This is a genomic window from Microbacterium sp. SYP-A9085, from assembly GCF_009649635.1.
GTDB lineage: Bacteria > Actinomycetota > Actinomycetes > Actinomycetales > Microbacteriaceae > Microbacterium.
Genome location: NZ_WJII01000001.1, coordinates 358,423 through 375,876 on the forward strand (window position 1 = coordinate 358,423; position 17,454 = coordinate 375,876).

Genomic DNA, 17,454 nt, shown 5'->3' on the forward strand with positions numbered 1-17,454 from the left:
TTTCTTGCGTCATCGCAATCGCGGGGCCCGCCGATCCACCCGGGGAGTGAAAAGACGGCAGCGATGTCATTCGATCGTGCGCGGCCGCCAACATCCCGTGTTCACCTTTTTCGATGGCCGGAAACCAGTTGTCCCGACGATACCGGAACGACGTCATCGACCGCCCGCCGGAAACACGCAGACGGCGCCCCACCCGAAGGTGGGACGCCGTCTGGCGGCGGGGGCGGTCGGCGTCTCAGGCCACGGCCGCGTCCTCGGCGGCGCCGGCACCGCGCTTGGCCCGCTGGATCTGCTCGTACACGTCGTGGCGCAGTTCGATGAACCGCGGCATCGACCTTGTCTCCAGTTGGTCGCGCTCGTCCGGCAGATCGATCGCGAGGTCCTTCTGCACCACGGTCGGCGACGCGGACAGCATGATCACGCGCTGCGCGAGATACACCGACTCGTCGATGTCGTGGGTGACGAACAGGACGGTGATGCCCAGTCGTCGCCACACCTGGCGCACGAGGTCCTCCAGGTCGGCACGCGTCTGCGCATCGACGGCGGCGAACGGCTCGTCCATCAGCAGGATCTCCGGCTGGTACGCGATGGCGCGCGCTATCGCGACACGCTGCTGCATTCCGCCGGACAGCTGCCAGGGGTACGACCGCGGCACATGCGCGAGTCCGACGGCATCCAGTGCCTCGGCGACCAGGCGCGCGCGCTCGGCCTTCGGCACGCCCGCGTTCTTCAGCGGCACCTCGACGTTCTCGTACACGCGCATCCACGGGAACAGGGACCGCCCGTACTCCTGGAACACCACCGCCATTTTCTTCGGCGGCCCGGAGACGGCCTTCCCGTCCAGTGTCACGCGGCCGGAGGTCGGCGTGAGAAGGCCGGCGATGCATTTGAGCAGCGTCGTCTTTCCGCACCCGGATGGTCCGACCAGGCACACGAACTCTCCGCGGGCCAGCTCGAACGTCAGATCCCGCACCGCCTCCACGGCGTTGCCGTCGGTCGTGTAGACCTTGCGGACGTGTTCCACCGACAGCAGCGGCGCTTCGGTGCTCGTCGTGTCAGGCACCACGGTTCTCCACTTCTCGCTGGCCTCGATACCAGCGCAGTACGACTTTCTCCACCTGCGCGAACAGGAATGCGAGCACCAGACCGATGATCGCCAGCAGCACGATGCCCGACCACATCTCGGGGATCTTGAACGTGCGCTGGAACACCACGATCTGATAGCCCAGTCCCGACACCGCAGCGAACATCTCCGAGATCACCACGAGGATGATCGCTATCGACAGCGCCTGCCGCACTCCGGTCATGATCCGGGGCATCGCACCCGGCAGCACCAGATACCGGAACCGCGACATCCCCGTGAACCCATAACTGCGGGCGGTCTCGGTGAGTACGGAATCCGTGGCGCGCACGCCGTCGACGGTGTTGAGCAGGATCGGCCACATGCAGCCGATGATGATGACGGTGACCTTCATCTCGTCGCCGATGCCGATCAGCAGCATCAGCACCGGGATGAGCACCGGCGCGGGCAGCGCCCGGAAGAACTCCAGCACCGGCTCCAGTAGATCGCGCAGCACGCGGCTGGAGCCCACGGCCAGGCCCAGGGCGATGCCGACCACTATCGCCCCACCCAGACCCAACGCGAGCCGGATGAGGGACGGCACGACCTGCTCCGTGAACGCCGGCCCGACCCAGACGTCGCCGAACGTCTTGACGAGACTCAGCGGCTCGGGCACGAAGACACTGGTCTCCTGCCGGGTCGCGGCGAACCAGATGGCGATCAGGATCACCGGCAGCGCGAGCGTGGACAGCAGCACGGAACCCATGCGCTTCATACGATCGCCTCCCCTCTCACGGACGAGTGCCAGGACAGGATCCGGGTCTCCGCCGCCCGCATGAGCATGTTGATGATGAGCCCGATGAGTCCGGTGGCGACCGTCAGCGCGTACACCGTGGTCACCCGTGCACCGTTCTGCGCGAGCGTGATCGAGGTGCCCAGGCCCGGGACGCCGATCACCAGCTCGGCCGTGATGGCCAGCACGAGCGCTATCGTCGCGGACAGCCGCAGCCCCGTCATCAGATACGGCAGCGCCGACGGCCACACCACGTACCGCAGTCGGGCGAACCAGCCGAGCCCGAACGTGCGGGCGGTGTCGACGGCGACCGGATCCACGTCACGCACGCCGTACAGCATCTGGATCAGCATCTGCCAGAAGCAGGCGTACACGATCAGCAGCAGCGCCGACTCCACCCGTACGCCGAACACCAGCACCGCGAGCGGAATCAGCGCCACGGACGGGATCGGCCGCAGGAACTCGATGGTGGATGTCGTATAGCGGCGCAGGAACGGGCTCAGCCCGATCACGAACCCGAACACGACGCCGGCGACCGTCACAATGGCCAGGCCGATCACCCATGTCCGCATCGTCAGCCCCAGAGCGGTCCAGAAGGACACCGAGCCGAGCTGATGCACGAACTCGCCGGCCACCTCGGTGGGCGGCGGCAGGTACCGCGCGTCGACCAGGCCCAGTCGCGCCGTCGCCTCCCAGACCACCAGCAGGCCGACGATGCCGACGATGCCGAGCACCATCCGCTGGCGACGCCGCCACGCGCTCACCCGCGGGCGCAGGGGGCTCTGTGCCCCTGCGCCCGCGGTGACACGAGCAGCGTTGGATGTCGAGGTCTCACTCACGTCGACCACTCACCGCTCCTCTCGAATCCGCCGATGTCACGGCTTCCAGATCAGCGACGGCAGGTCCGGCTCCTTGGCCAGCAGGCCCGTGCGCACCGCCGCGGTCGCCATCGGCTGGAGCGTGTCCAGCGTGAGCGGCGTCGCGTAGTTGCTGAGCCGGATCGAGTCGGCGATCTTCGGATCGATGCCGGCGAAGTCCGGGATGATCTTGCGCAGCTGGTCCTCGTGCTCGACCGAGTACTTCAGCGAGTTGTTGATCGCGCGCTGGATCTTCTCGAACAGCTGCGGGTTCTTCTCCGCGGCGGCGCGGCTGGCGAACCACGTGCCCAGCAGCCATTCCTTCGGCGACACGTCGTAGAGCGTGTTGGTCAGCGTCACCTCGCCGTCCTCGCGGGCCAGGGTGCCGAACGGCTCGCCGGCCACGAAGCCCTGGATGCGCCCGGACTGCAGCGCGGGAAGCTGGTCGGGGAACCCGAGCTGGACCCACTGCACCTTGGCCGGGTCGCCGCCGGCCTGGATGACGGCGTTCTTGCCGAGCATCTCCGCGAACCCGCCGGCCGCGTTGACCGCGACCTGCTTGCCCTCCAGGTCCTTCGCGCTCTTCAGGCCGAGGTCGGGCGAGGTGATCAGGTCATTCGTGCCCTTCGCGGGATCGTCGAACGATCCCGACGCCGGGGCGATCATCGTGAGGTCGTTGCCGCCGGCGACGGCCTGGAAGACCGACAGCGTCGCGCTGTAGCCGACCTCGTACTCGCCGGCGATCACCGCGGCGACGACGGACGAGCCGCCGGCGGCCGGGTTGCCGAACTCGACGGTGAGCCCTTCATCTTTGAAGAATCCCTGCTTGTCGCCGAGCACCACGACTGCGGCGTCGGTGACCGGGATCGAGCCGATCTTGATGGCGGTGAGCGCGCCGGGGCCCGCGGTGGAGTCCGGGTTGGTGCCGCCGTCGGCGGCGCAGCCGGCGAGCGTTGCCGCCGCGACCAGTGCGATGGACGCCAGCGCCACGGGGCGCCTCAGTCGAGTTGATGTCACGTCTTCCTCCGTTGCAAGGGTGGTGAATGCTGTGTTCTGCCGCCCGGAGACGCCCCAGAGGCCGCACCCAGACCGCGCTCTCCCCGCCCGGGTGGACGACAGCGTCGCGCGCGGGAGGTGCGCTGTCCCCAAGGATTGTGAGCGTCGCCCACGCGGCAACATCGCTTTTCACACAGTGAAAGGAATAACAAACGCCCTGGCGACCCTTTTCACCAGTCGAAATGCCGCTGACCGGGGCATTGACGGACATGGTCGGCTGGGCGCACCCGTCACCTCGACCGGCTGCGGCCGGCTCGAACGGTGGACGCGTGCGCATTTCCCTTTTCCCCAACAACGAAGTTCGGAGGCACTCATGAGAAGTCGTACCGCCCGTGGAACGGCCGTCGTCATCGCGACGGCGGCGGCCCTGGCCCTGGCCGGCTGCGCCGGCGAGGCATCCCCCGGTGACACGAAAGGCCCGGCCGAGACCATCACGATCGAGGTCGGCACGCTGCCGGTCATCGAGACGGCACTGCTCATGGTCGGCGAGGAGCAGGGGTTCTTCTCCAAGCACAACATGAAGCTGAACTACAACTACGCGCAGGGCGGCGCGGCCATTGTGCCGGCCGTGGTCAGCGGACAGTATCAGCTCGGCTACAGCAACTCGATCTCGGTGTTCCAGGCGATGGAGCGGGGCCTTCCGCTGAGCCTGCTGAACGTGTCGGCGGCCAGCAACGGCAACGAGGCGACCGGCACGAACGACCTCGTGATCCGCGATGACGGCAGCGTCACGTCGGTGAAGGATCTGGAGGGCAAGAAGGTCGCCGTGAACACGCTCGGCAACCTGTCCGACGCCCTCGCGCGCAACGCCGTGGACGCCGGCGGCGGCGACTCCAGCAAGGTGAAGTTCGTCGAGCTCGGCTTCGGCGACATGGTGCCGGCCCTGAAGTCCGGCGACATCGACGCGTTCCTGGCCGGTGAGCCGTTCGGGACGATAGCGAAGAGCCAGGGCTACAAGACGCTCGTGAACACGCACCAGGCGCTCTCGCCGAACGACAAGTTCATCTTCGGCGTCTGGTTCGTCAACACGGACAAGGCGGACAAGGACCCCGCGCTGTACGAGAACCTGCGGCAGGCCATCGAGGCGTCCAACAAGTACGCCAACGAGCACCTGGACGAGGTCCGCAACAAGGTGCCGGCGGTCACCCCGATGGATGCCAAGGTCCTGGCGGCGATCCACATGAACGGGTACGAGGCGACGCTGACGCCGGCCGGCCTGAAGCCGCTCGCCGCGGCGGCCGTGAAGTACGGGCTGCTCAAGACCGAGCCCGACTACCAGAACGACATCTGGAAGAAGCCCTGACACAGGGCCGCTGACAGACATGCCGCTGGATCGCGCGACGCGTGACCACCTCGAGCGCTCGGGGAGCCTGACCGCCCCCCGAGTGCACGAGGTGGGCGCGGCGCCCGCGCGGGCGGGGATGACCGCCCGCCAGCTCAGCGATCCGCCCGGTCCTGCCGTCGCACGGGTGGTCGACACGACCACCCGTGTCGACGGCGGCCGGATCACGCTGCGCTGGCTGCTTCCCCGCCGGGCCCAGGGCGCGCCGGCCCCCGCCGTGCTGGTCTACCTGCACGGCGGCGGGTGGGTGCTCGGCGAGCTGACCGGGTTCGAAGGAACCGCACGTCGGCTGGCCGTCGGCTGCGACTGCGAGGTCGTGGTCGTCGACTACCGGCTCGCCCCCGAGCATCCGTATCCGGCCGCGGTCGACGACGCATGGCGGGCGCTGCTGGCCGTCCGCCAGGCGCGGCCGGGCCGGCGTCTCATCGTCGCCGGCGACAGCGCCGGCGGCAACCTTGCCGCCGCGCTCGCGCTGCGAGCGAAGGCCGCCGGGATCGAGCTGGCAGCCCAGGTCCTGATCTATCCGGTGGTGGACGCTGATTTCCATCGGCCGAGCTACCGGGATCCGCAGAACCAGCTGATGCTGGATGCCGCCGCGATGCGGTGGTTCTGGGACCAGTACGTCCCCGACGAGGCCGCACGCCGGCATCCCGACGCGGCGCCGCTGCACGCCGCCGACCACCGCGGCCTCGCCCCGGCGATAGTGCTGACCGCCGAACACGACGTCCTCGTCGACGAGGGCGAGGCGTACGTCGCCGTGCTGCGGGCCGCCGGCGTGCCGGTGGCGCACCGGCGCTTCGCGGGACAGATGCACGGCTTCCTCGGGATGCCGAACCTGCCCGGCAGCGCCCGGGCCCTGGCCTTCATCGGCGAGCAGATCACCGCACTGCTCGCCGGCCGGCCTCTTGACGACGCGGGACAGGAAGGACACACACCGTGAGCGAGCACACTGCGACGACGTCGTGGGCGACGGCATCCGTGGCGGAGCAGTCGGCGGCGCTGCGCGCCGGACAGATCACCGCACGGGACCTGGTGGACGTGTACCTGGAGCGGATCGACCGCCTGAACCCGCAACTGAACGCCGTGGTCACCGTGGACGTCGACGGCGCCCGGCGCGCCGCGGACACCGCCGACGCCCGCCGTCGCGACGGCGGAGAGCACTCACCTCTGCTGGGCATCCCGTTCACGGTGAAGGACGCCATTGCCACCGCCGGCGTGCGCACGACCGCCGGTTCCGTGGCGCTGCGCGAGAACGTCCCGGCCGAGGACGCACCCGCCATCGGCCGGCTCCGCGATGCCGGCGCTGTTCTGCTCGGCAAGTCGAACCTGCCCCAGTGGTCGAGCAACATCCAGACCCGCAACGACCTGTTCGGCACGACGAGCAACCCGTGGGATCCCGCGCGCACGTCCGGTGGCTCGTCCGGCGGTGCCGCCGCGGCCGTCGCCGCGGGCCTGTCCGGATTCGACATCGGCAGCGACCTGGGCGGCTCCATCCGCATCCCCTCCCACTTCTGCGGCATCGGCGGGCACCGCCCGAGCGTCGGCCTGGTCCCGCAGCGCGGGTACATCGACCACATCGGCGGCGGCACCACCGGCACCGACCTGAACGTGCTGGGCCCGATGGCCCGCAGCGTCGCGGACCTGCGGCTTATCCTGCTGGCTCTGGCAGGACCCGACCCGCACGATGCCCCGGCGTGGCGGGTGGAGCTCCCCGCCGCGCGCCACCGCGACCCGCGCGAGTGGCGAGTCGGCGTGTGGCTCGACGACACCCCGGGCACGGTGCTCGACGACGACGTCCGGCTGCTCGTCGACCAGGCGGCAGCGGCGCTGGCGGCGGCGGGACCCCGCGTCACCACGCTGCGCCCGGCCGTGGACATCGACGCGAGCCGCGCGGTGTGCGCGGAGCTGATAGCGGCGGCGATCCTGCCCTCGCGCGATGCATCCGCCGTCGGAAGCGCGGCGGACAGCCACCTGCGGTGGTTGCGCAACCGCGAGCGCGTCGCGCAGCTGCGGGCTGCGTGGCGGGCCTGGTTCGCCGAGTACGACGTGCTCATCTGCCCGGTGATGAGCGTGCCGGCGTTCCCGCACGACGACGGCGGCGGCATCGGCGAGCTGTCGCTGCGAGTGGGCGACCGCGACGTGTCGCACCGCGACTTGGCTCACGCGTGGAACGCGCCGTCGGGGGTGGTCGGCCTTCCCTCGACGACGGTTCCGGTGGGCCTGACCCCGGACGGACTGCCCGTCGGGGTGCAGGTGATCGGCCCGTATCTGGAGGATCTGACGGCGCTGGCCGTCGCGGAACTGCTCGAGACGGCGACCGGTGGATACCGGGTGCCGCCGCTCGCGGTGTGACAGGTGGCATCCACCCTCCGGCGGTTTCCCCGATAGCGTGACGGGCATGGTCCGACCCGCGCCTGATCCGCGCACGCACCCCTTGGGGGATCCGACGGCGGTGGTCCGCGAGCCGCTGCCCACCCGCTTCCCGCCGGAGGAGCACATCCCCGCGCTGGTCACGCTGCTGAACGGGATGCTGCTGTGGGGCGGATCGCGCATCTACCGCGCCCGCTTCGGGATCGGCGTGAACGAGTGGCGCATCCTCGGCGAGCTCAGCAACATCCCCGGCGCGACCGCCGCCCGGGCCGGGCGCGACCTCGGCGTCAACAAGGCCATCGTCTCGCGCAGCATAGCGACGCTGCTGGAGAAGGGTCTGATCGTGCAGGAGGCGGCCGGGCGGGCGCGCCGCCTGTACCTGACCGGGGCCGGTGCGGCGCTGTTCGACGCGGTCAAGCCGGTCGCGGGCACACGCGAACAGCTCCTGCTCGACGGGTTCACCGAGCAGGAGGTGGCGCAGCTGCGGGCCGCGCTGGTGCGGATGGTCGCGAACGGGCAGGGCCTGCGCGCTTTCGACGACGGCATGATCGTCGGCGGCACAGGCCCCGGCCCGGACGCGCAGGGCTAGGAGCGCGGGATCACGGCGAGGCGCGCCGCGGCCCCCATCCCGCCGTCGATGCGGTAGGTGGCGCCGGTGATGTAGCCGGCCTCGTCCGACAGCAGGAACGTGACGAGGTTCGAGATCTCGTCGGCCTCCGCGGGACGGCCCAGCGGAATGGCGGCGGCCATGCGGCGCCCGTCCGCGTCGGGGTCGGCGGGGTTGCGCTGCCGGCGGATCTCCGTCATCATCCCGGTGTCCACCGGACCGGGATGGATCGAGTTGACGCGGACGCCGCGGGCCGACGATTCGAGGGCGGCGACCTTGGTCAGGCCCGCCACGCCGTGCTTGGAGCTGTCGTACGCGGCGGTGCCGAGCGTGGACTCCAGGCCCGCGATCGACGAGGTGTTCACGACGGCGCCGCGACCCTTCGCGTACAGCACCGGCAGCACGTGCTTGAGGCCGAGGAACGAGCCGACGAGGTTCACGTCGATCACGCGCCGGAACTCCTCCTCCGACAGGTCCACGAGCGGCGTCATCGTCCCCACGATGCCGGCGTTGTTGAAGAAGGCGTCAATCGTCCCGAAGCGCGCGAGCGCCTCGGCGACGTAGGCGGCGACCTCGGTCTCGTTCGTAGTGTCGGCGGCGAAGGCGTGGACGTTCTCGCCCGACGGGTCCGTCTCGCGGGCGACGCGCGCGACGGCATCCGCGGCGCGGTCGACCGCGAGCACCCGCATGCCCTCGGCGGCCAGGCGTCTGACGACCGCGGATCCGATCCCACCGGCCGCGCCGGTGACGATGGCGACTCTGCTGCGAAGCTCCGGATACGGCATGTGCGTCCTCCTCGACGCTCTTCCGCGACGCGGTGCGCGCCGTGGAAACTAATGTTGATATATCAACATTACCGCTCTATGCTCGCAATGGCACCGCCCGATGCGCGTGTTCCGCGTCTTCGAAGGAGAAGCATGTCTGCACCCGACGGCTCCGCCGACCCCCAGTCCCCGCTCGACGTCGTCGTGATCGGCGCCGGATTCGGCGGGCTGTACGCGACCTATCGGCTGGCGGCGTCGGGACGCCGGTTCCGCGTGTTCGAGAAGGCCCCGGATGTCGGCGGCACGTGGTTCTACAACCGCTACCCCGGCGCCCGGTGCGACGTGGACAGCCTCCAGTACTCGTATTCGTTCTCGGACGACCTGCAGCAGGAGTGGGAGTGGACGGAGCGGTTCGCGGGGCAGCCCGAGATCCTGCGGTACATCCGCCATGTCGCACAGCGCTTCGACCTGTACCGGCACATCTCGTTCGACACCCGCGTGACGTCGGTGGTGTGGGATGACGCGGCCCGGTGCTGGGAGGTGTCCACCGATCGGGGCGACACGGTCCGGGCGACGTGGGTGGTCACCGCGGTCGGATGCCTGTCGACGCCGAAGGAGCCCGAGATCGACGGGCTCGCCGACTTCGCCGGCGAGAGCTACTACACGAACAGCTGGCCGCACGACGAACCCGACTTCCGCGGCAAGCGCGTGGGCGTGATCGGCACGGGATCCTCCGGCATCCAGTCCATCCCGCTGATCGCCGAGACCGCGGCCGAAGTCACCGTCTACCAGCGCACTCCCGCGTACACGATGCCGGCGATGAACCGTCCGCTCGAACCGGACGAGGTCGTCGCGCACAAGGCGCAGTACGCGCAGCACCGGGCGCAGGAGCGCGGATCGCGCAGCGGCACGCTCGTCGTGGGGCACACCGATCCCGCGCTCGCGGCGAGCGACCAGGAGCGCCGCCGCCGCTTCGAGGAGTGCTGGCGCGCGGGAAGCTTCGGCTGCGCGCTCGTGTCGTTCTCCGACATCGTCACGCACCGCGACGCCAACGACCATCTCGTGGACTTCCTGCAGGAGAAAGTGCACGCGATCGTCGAGGACCAGGAGGTGGCGTCCGCCCTCGCGTCGTGGGAGTACCCGTTCGGGTCGCGCCGCGTGTGCCTGGACACGGACTACTACGCGACGTTCAACGCGCCGCACGTGCACCTGGTCGACGTGAAGCGGGATCCGATCATCGCGGTGACCCCGGGCGGCGTGCGGACGCAGTCCGGCGAGCGCGCGCACGACGTGATCGTGTACGCGACCGGGTTCGACGCCTTCACCGGGACGCTGTTCCGGCTCGGGATCCGCGGTCGCGACGGCGTGCGCCTGGCGGATGCGTGGGCGGACGGGCCGCGCACCTACCTGGGCCTTCAGACGGCCGGGTTCCCGAACCTCTTCGTCGTCGTCGGCCCGCAGAGCCCGTCGCTGGTGGTGAATGTCGTGCGCGCGATCGAACAGCACGTGGACTGGATCATGGACGCGCTCGACCACGCCGACGCGCACGGCATCGGCGTGGTCGAGGCGGACCCCGCGGCGCAGGACGACTGGGTCGACCACGTCGCCGAGGTAGGGCACGCGACGCTGTACCCGGTGGCGGACTCGTACATGACGAACGCGAACATCCCCGGCAAGCCGCGCGTGTTCATGCCGTACCTGGGCGGCTTCGGCGCGTACGGCGAGCGCATAGCGCAGGTCGCCGCCCAGGGGTATCCCGGGTTCGTTCTCTCCGCGTGAGCGCGGACGCGGAGCCCGGCTATACCAGCCGGTTCTTGAACGACATCGACTCGGTGAGCTCGGGATCGTCCACGACCACCCCGGAGAGGATGTCGTCGATCGCCTGACGGGTCTGGGCGTCCAGCGTCACACCCGACGCCTTCACCGTGTCGCTGAGCTGTTCCGGGCGTGAGGCGCCCACGATGGCGGAGGCGACGCCGGGATTCTGCAGCACCCAGGCGATGGCCAGCTGCGGCATGGTTAGGCCCACGCGCTCGGCGACGGGTCGCAGCGCCTGCACGGCCGTCAGCGTCCGCTCCCCCATGAACCGCTCCAGGAACCGCGCGCCCTCCTGGGACTCCGCAGCGCGAGACCCCGCCGGGACAGGTCGCCCTGGGACATACTTTCCGCTGAGGACGCCCTGCGCCATCGGCGAGAAGACGAGCTGGGAGACGCCGATCTCCGCGCTGGTCGGGATGATCCTCCCCTCGATCACCCGCCACAGCATCGAGTACTGGGTCTGGCTGGAGATGAGCCGGACGCCGAGCTCCTTCGCCAGCGCATGGCCCTCGCGAAGCTGCTCGGCCGTCCACTCGGACACCCCGACATAGAGCACTTTTCCCTGCCGGACGAGGTCCGCGAACGCCTGCATCGTCTCCTCCAGCGGCGTCCCGTAGTCGAACCGGTGCGCCTGGTAGAGGTCCACGTAGTCCGTGCCCAGTCGCCGCAACGACCCGGCGATCGACTCCATGATGTGTTTCCGGCTCAGGCCGGTGTCGTTGGGCCCGAGGCGACCGGTCGGGAAATAGACCTTCGTGAAGATCTCCAGGGATTCCCGCCGCCGGCCGGCCAAGGCGCCTCCCAGCACCGCCTCCGCGCGACCGTTCGCATAGTTGTCGGAGGTGTCGAACGTGGTGATCCCCGCATCGAGCGCCGCATGCACGGTGCGGGTGGCGACCTCGTCACCGACCTGCGAGCCATGCGTGATCCAGTTGCCGTAAGTGATCTCGGAGACCTTGAGTCCGGAATCGCCGAGGTATCGATAAGTGACCATGAGAACGCCGAGGGGCGATCACATCCTTTCCGTGGGGAGTTGCATCGGCGCAGATGCCGGTGGGTGCCCGGGCTGTGGCACCCGGGCACCCACCGTTACGCCGATGCGTCAGCGGCGCGTGAGGTAGACCCCGCCGAGCTCCAGCTGGTTGGCGGGCGAGAACGACCATCCCTGGACGGCATCGCTGAGGGCGAACCGCCCGATCTTCGTGTACAGACCGGTCATCCACGAGTTGTCGATGAGCGCCGCGCTGAATCCGGCGTTGGCCGACGAGATCTCGTCCGGGGTGAGCGCGTCGCGTGCGGCGTCCAGCGCCGCGCGGTAGTCCGCGGGAACGCCCTTGCCGAACCACCAATAGTTGTTCTCTCCGCCGCTGAATCCGCGGTTCGTCGCGAGGCTCGCGACGCTGCGGAACGGGTTCACCGTCGGGAACATCGCGACCTGCGCCTTTCCGTCACGCAGCAGCGTGGCGAACGTGGCCTGGTCCATGTTCTCCAGCTTGAGGTCGAAGCCGACGGCGGCCAGATCCGCCTGGATGATCGTCAGACCCTGCGCGACACCCGTCGACGGGGTCGAGGGCGCCACAGCCGTCGTCGTCGCGCAGGATGCGGCGATGCCCTTTGCTGCGGCATCGGCGTCGTACCCGACCTTCTTGAAGAGCGCTTCGTCGAACGCGGGGGAAGAGGGCGGGAAGGGCCCCGGGACGACCTGTCCGGACTCGCCCTGGATGCTGCGCAGCACCTTCTCGCGGTCGATGGCACGGATCACGGCCTGGCGGCAGTCGACGTCGTCGAAGGGCGCCATCGTGGGATTGACGTAGAAGAGCATCGTCTCCGCCGACGGCGACGCATCGATCAGCTGGAACGAGTCCTTCAGCTGAGCGTCGTAGCGCAGCTCCTGCCAGACGGTTCCGTCGAGGTCTCCGGACTGCAGCGCGGAGACCATGCCGTCCTGGTCGCTGAAGAACCGGTAGACGACCTCGTCCAGATACGGCTGCTTCGGATCGTAGTAGTTCGGGTTCGGCACCAGGGTCAGTTCGGTGCCCGGGGTGTAGGACTTGACCATGAAGGGACCCGAGCCGGCCGCCCGGGTCTTCAGGGCGTCGGGGTTGTTCTTTGCCGCCTCCACGACGGGGAAGTAGAACATCCAGTCCAGGACGCGATCCTCGTTGGTGGGTTCGGTGAAGTCGACGCGCACGGTGCGCTCGTCCACTGCCGTCGCGGAGTCGATGAACGACGCCACACCGGCCTGCGTGAGGGCGATCTTCGGATCCTTCGCCCGCGCCACGCCGGCGACGACATCCCCGGCCGTGACGGGCGTGCCGTCGGCGAAGCCGGCCTCGCGCAGCGTGACCGTCACCGATCGGTGATCCTCGGCGATCTTCCATTCGGTTGCCAGGTCGGGCTCGGGCTTCAGGTCCGGCGTGTACCGGATCAGATTCGAGTAGAGCGCCTTCGTGACGATGTAGTTCTGGTTGGTGCCGTTGAACGGATCGAAGTCAAGGAGCTGGAGTCCGACGCCGAGGGTGAGCGTGCCGCCCTTGACCGGATCTCCGGTTGCCGCCGGTTCGCTCGGGCCGGCGGTCCCGCACGCGGTGAGGACGACGGCGACCGCTGCGGCCAGGGCGATGCCGGCGAGGTGTCGGGCCCGCCGTGCGCGTGGCACGCGGATTGTCGGTGGCGCTGTGTGCATGGTGTTCTCCTATCGGTGGGTGGTGCGCGGGTGCTTCGCCGCACATCGCGGGGACGACGACGTCATTTCAGGCGGATCCGTGGATCCAGAACCGCGTAGAGGACGTCGATGACGAGATTGATGACGAGGAAGACGACGACGACGAACATGATCGTCGCCTGCAGGATCGCGTAATCCCGCTCGGCGACGGCGTTGAACAGCAGACGCCCGATTCCCGAGTAGGAGAACAGCACCTCGATGACCACGGCGCCGCCCAGCAACGACCCCAGCTGCAGTCCGCCGACCGTCAGGGCGGGCAGGAGCGAGTTGCGCATCGCATGCCGGACCACCACACGCGTCGGGGAGGCACCCTTCGAGCGCGCGGTCCGGATGTAGTCGCTTTCCATCACCTCGGACAGCGATGCAGCGACGAAGCGGGCGAGCACACCCCCGGAGTAGACGCCGAGCGCGAGCGCCGGCAGGATCATGTTGCGCAGAGCACCCGCTGGGTCCTCCCACACGGGGACGAAACGTGATGCCGCCGGGAGGGCGCGCAGGCCGACGCTGAACGCGATGACCAGGAGCAGGCCCATCCAGAACGGCGGTGTGGCAAGGCTCAGCGAGAGCCATCCCTTCACGATCCGGCCTCCGGCGGCGCGTGGGGCGAGCGCGGCGATCATGCCCAGGGGAATCGCCACGGCGACGGTGATCAGCATGGCGAGCACCGCGAGCTGGGCGGTGGCGGGGATCGCACCGGCGAGGATCTGCGTCACCGGGAATCCCGATGTGCTCGATGTTCCGAGGTCCCCTTGAAGCGTGTGCGTGAGCCACGTGAGGAACTGGAGGTGCACCGGTTGATCCAGCCCGAGTCGTTCGCGGATCGCGGCGATCTGCTCCGGTGTCGCATCAAGCCCGCCCAGCACCGTCGTCGGATCGCCGGGGAGCGCGTAGACGACGGCCCACACCGCGATGGCCGCCAGGGCGAGCACCGGCAGGAACTGGCCGAGTCGACGCAGCAGGAACCCGGTCATCGCGCCGCCTTTGCGGTCTCGGTGGTCTGGATGCCCATGGCCACGCGCAGACTGTTGCCCAGGCGATCCAGGCAGAGCACGGTGAGCATCAGGGCGACGCCGGGGAACACCGCGTACCACGGGTTCTGATAGAGGTACGACTTGGCCGTCTGGAGCATGCCGCCCCAGGAGGGCGCGGGGGCCGCGGGGCCGAGGCCGAGGAAGCCGAGTGCGGCGGACACCACGATGGCGACGGCGGCGGTGATGGCGAACTGGACGATGACGGGGCCGAGGACGTTCGGCAGGATCGTGCGGAACATCGTGTCGGTGCTGCCGGCGCCCATCGCCTTCGAGGCCTGGACGTAGGCGCGCTCGCGGACGGTGAGGACGGCGGCGCGGGTGACCCGGGCGAAGATCGGGATGAAGGCGATTCCTATCGCGATGACCAGGTTGAGGTTCGTGTTGCCCAGCGCGGCGACGATCACGAGCGCCAGGACGACATCGGGCAGGGCGAGCGCCACATCCATGATCCGCATCGGCACGGCGTCCCACCAGCCGCCGAGGTATCCGGCCACCAGGCCCGTGGTCACGCCGATCACGGCCGCGAACACCGCCGACCCGAAGCCCACTTCCAGGCTCACGCGCGCACCCACGATCAGTCGGGTGCCGAGGTCCCGGCCGAATTCGTCGGTCCCCAGCCAGTGCTGCAGCGACGGCCCCCGAAGCACGTCTGCCGACTGGGCCGCGGCATCCAGCGGAAGAACCCAGGTCGCCGACAGCGTCGCCACCAGCAGAGCCGATAGAAAGATGATCCCGGCCAGGGCTGCCTTGTCGCGCAGCAGGTTGTGCATGACCGCGAACCGCTCGGCACGGGAGGAGAGATCCACGGTGCCCGGCCGCGGGAATCGGCGGCGCGCGAGTCGACGCCCGTTCGCGTCCCGGCTCATCGGGCCACCTCCATGAGCATCGGCTCGGCGTGATGGCACGCCGTGAGGTCGGCGGCGTCGTCTCCGGCCGCACGCAGGAGCGGCTCGACCTCGGCGCACTCGGACGTGGCGATCGGGCAGCGCGAGCGGAAGCCGCACCCGCGGGGCGGGTCGATGGGGCTCGGCGGGTCGCCCTGCAGCGGGGCGCGCCGCGTGCGCCCTCCGTCTGCGGGGATCTCCGGCGAAGGCACCGATGCCCGCAGCGCCTTCGTGTATGGATGCCGGGGCGCGGCGAAGATCCGGTCCGCCGACGCCGTTTCCACGATCCGTCCGAGGTACATCACCGCGACCCGATCGCTGACGTGCCGGACGACGCTGAGATCGTGGCTCACGAACAGGTACGCGAGCCCGAGCTCCCGCTTCAGATCGTCGAGGAGGTTCAGCACCTGCGCCTGGACGGAGACGTCGAGTGCGGAGACCGGTTCGTCCATCACGAGGAGCTTCGGCCGCAGCGCGAGGGCTCGGGCGATGGCGACGCGCTGACGCTGCCCGCCGGACAGCTCGCCGGGCCTGCGGTGCAGGTGCGCCTCCCGCAGCCCGACCTGGTCGAACAGCTCGCGGACGCGCCGATCACGGTCGACGCGGGTCCACCCCGCGATCCGCAGCGGCTCCGCCGCATTCTCGCCGACCGACAGCCGGGGGTTCAGCGAGTCCTTCGGATCCTGGAACACCATGGCGATCTGCCTGCGCAGCTCTTGCAGCCGGCGGCCGGAGGCGCGTCCCAGATCCTCCCCGTCGAATCGGATCGTCCCGGCGGTCGGCGTCTCCAAGCGCATCAGCAGGCGGGCGGTCGTGGACTTCCCGCATCCCGACTCGCCGACCAGCCCAAGCGTCTGGCCGCGGTGGATCGTCAGGTCCACTCCCTGGACGGCTCTCAACACGGACCTCGAGCCGCCGGGCCCGGCGATGCGGAAGTCCTTCACGAGTCCCTTCACCTCGAGCAGCGCAGGCTCCGGTGAAGGGTTCGTGGGTGCCGGGGCCGTCCTCACCGCCACGACCGGCAGCAGTGGCCGCCCGCCCGTTGAGGCATCCACGGGACCCCGGTCGACCTCGTCGATGAAGTGGCACGCCGCCCGCCGGCCGGACCCGGTGGAGCCCTGCAGGATCGGCACCGTCTCCACACACACTCCGCGGCCCGCCCGGACCGCACAACGGGGCGCGAAGGCGCATCCCGCACCGATCTCCTGCGGTGTCGGCGGCTGTCCCGGGATCGGAGTCAGACGAGTGAGGTCGCCGTCCAGTCGCGGGATGCATGCGAGCAGCCCGCGTGTGTAGGGATGTCGCGGCTCACGCAACACGTCGGCGGCGAGCCCCGATTCGACGACCCGCCCGCCGTACATCACGCAGATGCGATCGGCCATCTCGGCGATCACTCCCATGTCGTGGGAGATCAGCACCGTGGCGGCACCGGTTTCGGCGGCCGCGACCCGGATCACCTCGAGAATCTGCGCCTGCACGCTCACGTCGACGGCCGTCGTCGGCTCGTCGGCGATGAGCACCTTCGGACGGTTCGCGATGGCGAGGGCGATCATCGCCCGCTGACACATGCCTCCGGAGAACTCGTGCGGGAACTGGCGCGCGCGCACATCCGGCCGGGGTACGCCCACGAGGTCGAGCAGCTCGATCGCACGCGCCCACGCCGCGGCTCGGCGCACCCCCGGGGTGTGCAGCCGGATCATCTCGGTGAGCTGGTCGCCGATGCGCTGCACCGGGTTCAGCGACGAGATCGGGTCCTGGAAGATCATCGCGATGTCTGCGCCGAGCACGGCACGGCGACGCTGGTCCCCCATCGTGAGCAGATCTTGCCCGTCCAGCAGCGCCTGTCCGGTGACGGTCGCGTTCGCGCTTCCGGGCAGCAGGCCGAGCGCCGCCAGGACAGTGACGGACTTGCCCGAGCCGCTCTCCCCGACGACCCCGAGCGTCTGGCCACGATGCAGCTCGTAGTCGACTCCGGCCACGGCGACGGCCGAATCGTCCTCGGACCCGAACGTGACGCGCAGATCGCGTACGGCGAACACAGGTCGATCGGCGGAGGTCCGAGCGTCGCCGCTCGGCCGTGGTGGGTTGCCCGCCCGGGTTCGCATGACCTCAGCCATCTCCTTCAACGCCGTCGTCGATCAAAGTTT

Annotated in this window: 15 protein-coding genes; 5 read left to right on the forward strand and 10 right to left on the reverse strand. The window is 69.6% G+C overall.

Annotated features, from left to right (window positions below; translation table 11 throughout):
• Positions 1-235: 235 nt before the first annotated feature.
• Genes GH740_RS01770 through GH740_RS01785 form a run of 4 tightly spaced genes read right to left on the reverse strand, consistent with a single transcriptional unit; the run spans position 236 to position 3,700 of the window.
• The gene (locus GH740_RS01770) at positions 236-1,066 is read right to left on the reverse strand and encodes an ABC transporter ATP-binding protein (RefSeq protein ID WP_367640297.1); all 831 of its coding nucleotides are present in this window, start codon (positions 1,064-1,066) and stop codon (positions 236-238) included.
• Positions 1,056-1,835, reverse strand: a complete 780-nt coding sequence (locus tag GH740_RS01775) for an ABC transporter permease (RefSeq protein ID WP_153744370.1) — start codon at positions 1,833-1,835, stop codon at positions 1,056-1,058. Before GH740_RS01775 ends, GH740_RS01770 begins: the two co-directional genes overlap by 11 nt.
• On the reverse strand, positions 1,832-2,701 hold the full coding sequence (locus tag GH740_RS01780) for an ABC transporter permease (protein WP_367640299.1): 870 nt from the start codon (positions 2,699-2,701) through the stop codon (positions 1,832-1,834). The genes GH740_RS01775 and GH740_RS01780 overlap by 4 nt, the downstream gene beginning before the upstream one ends.
• Positions 2,702-2,728: 27 nt before the next feature.
• Positions 2,729-3,700 carry an ABC transporter substrate-binding protein gene (locus GH740_RS01785; protein ID WP_172978250.1) on the reverse strand — a complete coding sequence of 324 codons (972 nt, stop codon included), beginning with the start codon at positions 3,698-3,700 and terminating at the stop codon, positions 2,729-2,731.
• Positions 3,701-4,079: 379 nt separating this feature from the next.
• On the opposite strand from GH740_RS01785, the gene GH740_RS01790 reads away from it, so the two are divergent.
• The 4 genes from GH740_RS01790 to GH740_RS01805 are packed head-to-tail and all read left to right on the forward strand — an operon-like array spanning position 4,080 to position 8,067.
• Positions 4,080-5,069 (forward strand): ABC transporter substrate-binding protein, encoded by a 990-nt coding sequence (locus tag GH740_RS01790; protein ID WP_172978251.1) that lies wholly within the window; start codon positions 4,080-4,082, stop codon positions 5,067-5,069.
• Between the two features lie 19 nt (positions 5,070-5,088).
• Positions 5,089-6,048, forward strand: a complete 960-nt coding sequence (locus GH740_RS01795; RefSeq protein ID WP_153744373.1) for an alpha/beta hydrolase — start codon at positions 5,089-5,091, stop codon at positions 6,046-6,048.
• Positions 6,045-7,460 carry an amidase family protein gene (locus tag GH740_RS01800; protein WP_153744374.1) on the forward strand — a complete coding sequence of 472 codons (1,416 nt, stop codon included), beginning with the start codon at positions 6,045-6,047 and terminating at the stop codon, positions 7,458-7,460. Before GH740_RS01795 ends, GH740_RS01800 begins: the two co-directional genes overlap by 4 nt.
• Positions 7,461-7,506: 46 nt before the next feature.
• The gene (locus GH740_RS01805) at positions 7,507-8,067 is read left to right on the forward strand and encodes a MarR family winged helix-turn-helix transcriptional regulator (RefSeq protein WP_153744375.1); all 561 of its coding nucleotides are present in this window, start codon (positions 7,507-7,509) and stop codon (positions 8,065-8,067) included.
• Here the strand turns inward: GH740_RS01805 and GH740_RS01810 are convergent.
• The gene (locus GH740_RS01810) at positions 8,064-8,870 is read right to left on the reverse strand and encodes an SDR family NAD(P)-dependent oxidoreductase (protein WP_153744376.1); all 807 of its coding nucleotides are present in this window, start codon (positions 8,868-8,870) and stop codon (positions 8,064-8,066) included. The two genes, GH740_RS01805 and GH740_RS01810, sit on opposite strands and share 4 nt — an antisense overlap.
• 132 nt (positions 8,871-9,002) lie before the next feature.
• Here GH740_RS01810 and GH740_RS01815 point away from each other — a divergent pair, with 132 nt between their 5' ends.
• A complete protein-coding gene (locus GH740_RS01815) occupies positions 9,003-10,628 on the forward strand; it encodes an NAD(P)/FAD-dependent oxidoreductase (RefSeq protein WP_153744377.1) in 1,626 nt (541 codons plus the stop codon).
• A 19-nt stretch (positions 10,629-10,647) separates the two neighbouring features.
• Here GH740_RS01815 and GH740_RS01820 read toward each other — a convergent pair whose 3' ends face one another.
• The 5 genes from GH740_RS01820 to GH740_RS01840 all read right to left on the reverse strand — a co-directional run bounded on the left by GH740_RS01820 (position 10,648) and on the right by GH740_RS01840 (position 17,346).
• Complete coding sequence (locus tag GH740_RS01820; protein ID WP_153744378.1) at positions 10,648-11,661, reverse strand: aldo/keto reductase family protein; 1,014 nt, start codon at positions 11,659-11,661, stop codon at positions 10,648-10,650.
• A 108-nt stretch (positions 11,662-11,769) separates the two neighbouring features.
• On the reverse strand, positions 11,770-13,353 hold the full coding sequence (locus tag GH740_RS01825) for an ABC transporter substrate-binding protein (protein ID WP_153744379.1): 1,584 nt from the start codon (positions 13,351-13,353) through the stop codon (positions 11,770-11,772).
• A gap of 62 nt (positions 13,354-13,415) precedes the next feature.
• The gene (locus GH740_RS01830) at positions 13,416-14,363 is read right to left on the reverse strand and encodes an ABC transporter permease (protein WP_153744380.1); all 948 of its coding nucleotides are present in this window, start codon (positions 14,361-14,363) and stop codon (positions 13,416-13,418) included.
• Complete coding sequence (locus tag GH740_RS01835; protein ID WP_153744381.1) at positions 14,360-15,289, reverse strand: ABC transporter permease; 930 nt, start codon at positions 15,287-15,289, stop codon at positions 14,360-14,362. Before GH740_RS01835 ends, GH740_RS01830 begins: the two co-directional genes overlap by 4 nt.
• Positions 15,286-17,346 (reverse strand): dipeptide ABC transporter ATP-binding protein, encoded by a 2,061-nt coding sequence (locus GH740_RS01840; RefSeq protein WP_367640305.1) that lies wholly within the window; start codon positions 17,344-17,346, stop codon positions 15,286-15,288. The genes GH740_RS01835 and GH740_RS01840 overlap by 4 nt, the downstream gene beginning before the upstream one ends.
• Positions 17,347-17,454 lie beyond the last annotated feature (108 nt).